Raw genomic sequence first — 3,877 nt, forward strand, 5'->3', positions numbered from 1 at the left:
ATATAAAAAAGCCCCCAGTAAGGAGGCATTTTTCTTAATTAGCTATTTTTTAGATGCCGCTTTTCCAGAAATTTTCCGGCCATTAAACCTAGCTCAAACAGCAGCCACATGGGTATAGCCAGCATGATCATGGACAGGGCATCAGGGGGCGTTACAAACATGGCCACAAAAAAACACCCCACTACAATAAAGCGTCTTTTTTCTACCAAGGTCTGTGTGCTTACCACACCGATCAGAATCAATAACAGGGTAATAATCGGAATTTCAAAGGTAAATCCAAACACCAGAAAAAGTTTTAAACAGAAGGCCAGATAACTATTAATGTCAGTCATGGGCGCGACGGTTTCAGGCGATACACTGATAAAAAAATGCAGGATAGACGGTAAAGCCACCAGATAGGAAAAAGCGATACCCGCATAAAACAGGACAATGCTGCCAATCAGGAGCGGCAAAGCCAGACTTTTTTCTTTTTCATATAGTGCCGGCTTAACGAAGGCCCAAAGTTGATACAAGATAAAAGGCATGGCGATCAGCAGGGCAACAAAAAAGTTCAACTTAAACGGCGCCATAAATGTCGCAGTTACATCGGTGGCAATCATGGTAGAACTTGCCGGTAACTGGGCACGTAAGGGCTCGGATAAAAGCTGATAGGTATGCGTGGCAAATGGTAGCAGACAGAAAAACAGCCCGATCAATATTCCTACAATCTTGAAAAGATGCTTGCGCAGAATCACTAAGTGCCGGGTAATCGGCATTTCTTCTAGATGAACTTTCTGGGGATCGCTGCTGGCTTGAGTCGACGGTAAAATATTCATACGGCCACCTTCATGTCAGGATATTTTTTTTCTTGCTTGGCGACCTGCCTAGCCGGAGTTAAATGAACCGGGGAAAGCGGTTGATTGACCAGTTCATAACTTGACTGAGTTTTCAGTACCGGCTGTTCTGAAATTTTTGTGACCGGCTCAATTGGTGCATTGAGATCAGCCATTTGTGCTTGCATTTTGGCTTCCAGTTCCTGAATACGTTTCAGCTCGGTTTGCATTTGCTCACGTAGCTCAGACAGACGCAATTCACGGTCAAGATCATTTTGTATATTGCTGACGGTTCTTTTTATCTTGGTAGACCATTTACCTATAAAACGAACTGCCTCAGGTAGCTTATCTGGTCCGAGCACTAGAAGTGCAATTACCCCAAAGGCTAGCAGCTCAGTCATTCCAATATTGAGCATGACGATACCTTAACTTTTGATTGAACTCTCACTGACTTTAACTTCAGCATCAATAGTGCGGGGCTGTTGAATTTTTGCTGCTTCAGCCTCTTCTTCACGCACAGATTTTTTAAAGTCCTTGATTGCACCGCCAACATCTTTGCCCAGATTTTTGAGTTTAGACGTGCCAAAAAGTAAAATTACGACGATTGCAAAAATAAGTACGTGCCAAATCGATAATCCTGCCATATTGTCCTCATTACATCTTTTTTAAATTTATGGGCTTATCTCAACATGAATAAATGACAAAGCTATGACATTTTGATGGCAATTTAGAGACGGGAAGCAAGAGGGAAGTTCGCAATGAGGTGTTCTATTTATTTTTTAAATTTTTCTGATTTATAAACTTAGTAAAGTTAATATTTTAAGAAATGAAAAAAGTAAAAATCGCCAGACCTCTATCATGTCAAAGTAGAGGTCCGGGAAAAATTAATAGTGAATCCCTAATTTTTTCAATTTTGAAATTAAGGTCGTCGGATTAATTCCAAGCAATTTGGCTGCACCATCTTCACCAAAAATTTTTCCTTTACAATGCTGGACAGCCCGTTTCAGGTTTTTAATTTCCAATTGTTTAAGCTCTTCAATACTAAGAATATCTGAATTACCATTCTCCACGATTACATTGCTTTCCTTTGTTTGAGAAACAGGCTGACCATCCTGTTCCAGTAAATACTGGAATGAAACAGCACCATGGCGAGCAGTAATCATGGCACGTTCCAATACATTCTGTAATTCACGGATATTACCTGGCCAATTATAGCGCTGCAGTTCCTGAATATGTTTCTGGCTAAAAGAGAGATAAGGTACTTTACGCTGCTCACAGATCAGCTTAGTAAAATGACTAACCAGAAGTGGAATGTCTTCTTTACGTTCACGTAGAGCAGGCGAGAAGATTGGAAATACATTCAGACGGAAATAGAGATCTTCACGGAAACGCTTCTGTCGGACTTCTACCTTGAGATCACGGTTAGTTGCCGCAATAATCCGCACATTTACTTTGCGCGTCCGTTCCTCACCAACCCGTTCAAAAGTGCCTTCCTGTAATACACGAAGTAACTTGCTTTGTAGCTCTAATGGAAGTTCACCAATTTCATCTAAAAACAATGTGCCTTGATCTGCCAGTTCAAAACGTCCGGCACGATCACGTATGGCACCGGTAAAGGCACCTTTGACATGACCAAAAAATTCACTTTCAAATAACTCGGGCGGAATGGCAGCACAATTGACCCGGATTAATGGCTGTTGGCTACGATGACTGGATTGATGGATAGCACGGGCGATCAATTCCTTACCTGTACCGGACTCTCCATAAATCATCACGTTCGCATCTGTTTGAGCAACGACTTTGATTTTTTCAATAATTTCCCGGATTGAACTGCTATTTCCGACAATTTCGTGATACTGGTTTTCTTGCAGGATTTCTTCCTGCAAATATTCATTTTGCTGCTCTAAACGACTTTTCAGGCTTTGTAACTCACTTAATGCTTGAGTCAATTTAGCCTCAGTATTCAGTCTCTCGGAAATATCACGGAATACCACGACTGCACCAATAATCTCACTATCACGGATAACAGGTGTACTGGTGAATTCAACCGGGAAATAACTACCATCTACCCTCCAAAAAATTTCCTGAATACCTTCGTGTACAACACCATCATGTACCGCAGCATAAATTGGGCATTGTTCTACTGGATAATGACGGCCATCTTCATGAGTATGGTGGTGAATCTGATGGATATTCTTGCCGATAACATCTTCGGGCTTCAGTCCCAGCATCTTGGCACCGACCGGATTGATAAAAGTACATAGTCCTTGCTGGTTAATACTATAAATTCCGTCACCCACAGAGCTGAGCAGTAAATGTTTGCCGCTATCTGAATCAATAAACAGTTCTTGTAAAGCTTGCCATTCTAATAGTCCGGCACGAATGGTTTTGTCCGCATTTTTATTAAATTGGCGTAGTTCCAAGTCTTTGACATCAACTAGGGACCAGATCAAGTAATCGTGTTGCTGGTAAGGCAAGTGGATTGCATGTACATCTAGCTGGATTTTCTCGCCATGATGGTCGAAAGCATAAATCTCATTATTCCATGCTTGACCTTTATTAAGAATTTCCTCGGTAAAAGCGATGAGATGCGGTAGTTGGGTAAAGTGCCCAAAAATTGAAGTCACAGATTTGTTCAGCAAGTCATGGCGTTCATAACGCAGTAAACGGGCAGCAGCAATATTGAAATCAATAAAGCGGTTTTCTCTTGGGTCAATGACAATAAGGGCTTGAGCTGTATGCTCAAAGGCTAAAGGACGTAAAGACTCTTCAGAATTTCCCCAACCCGAAATAAAGTCTGCTGCCATAATATGAAAATTCGTAGTTATAGATATGAAATTTCATAGTAATACGATTTTTCATAATTGGAAAGAAAAATTCGATTTAAATTTCAGTGTTTAAAATAAAAATAATTAAATAAAAACAGCTATTTAATATCTATATTTTATTCAATCTCCAGTATTGGCATGACTTTCGCAATATCTAGGATAACCAATTCGGTTCATTTAATTCATCTGAAAACGGAGTGCATTATGCCTAAGGTAGATATCGAACAAGATCGGAAG

4 protein-coding genes are annotated in these 3,877 nt (G+C 40.5%); all 4 read right to left on the minus strand.

Annotated features, from left to right (window positions below; genetic code table 11):
• Positions 1–38: 38 nt before the first annotated feature.
• The gene (gene tatC, locus B4033_RS04625) at positions 39–815 is read right to left on the minus strand and encodes a twin-arginine translocase subunit TatC (protein WP_286832437.1); all 777 of its coding nucleotides are present in this window, start codon (positions 813–815) and stop codon (positions 39–41) included.
• A complete protein-coding gene (gene tatB, locus B4033_RS04630) occupies positions 812–1,228 on the minus strand; it encodes a Sec-independent protein translocase protein TatB (protein WP_004809302.1) in 417 nt (138 codons plus the stop codon). Before tatB ends, tatC begins: the two co-directional genes overlap by 4 nt.
• 9 nt (positions 1,229–1,237) lie before the next feature.
• Positions 1,238–1,456, minus strand: coding sequence for a Sec-independent protein translocase subunit TatA (locus B4033_RS04635; RefSeq protein ID WP_004894723.1), 219 nt, complete (start codon positions 1,454–1,456; stop codon positions 1,238–1,240).
• A 240-nt stretch (positions 1,457–1,696) separates the two neighbouring features.
• Positions 1,697–3,619: a sigma 54-interacting transcriptional regulator gene (locus B4033_RS04640; RefSeq protein WP_286832438.1), complete on the minus strand. Its 1,923-nt coding sequence runs from the start codon at positions 3,617–3,619 to the stop codon at positions 1,697–1,699.
• Positions 3,620–3,877 lie beyond the last annotated feature (258 nt).

Source organism: Acinetobacter sp. UBA3132, from assembly GCF_002364825.1.
Taxonomy (GTDB): Bacteria; Pseudomonadota; Gammaproteobacteria; order Pseudomonadales; family Moraxellaceae; genus Acinetobacter; species Acinetobacter schindleri.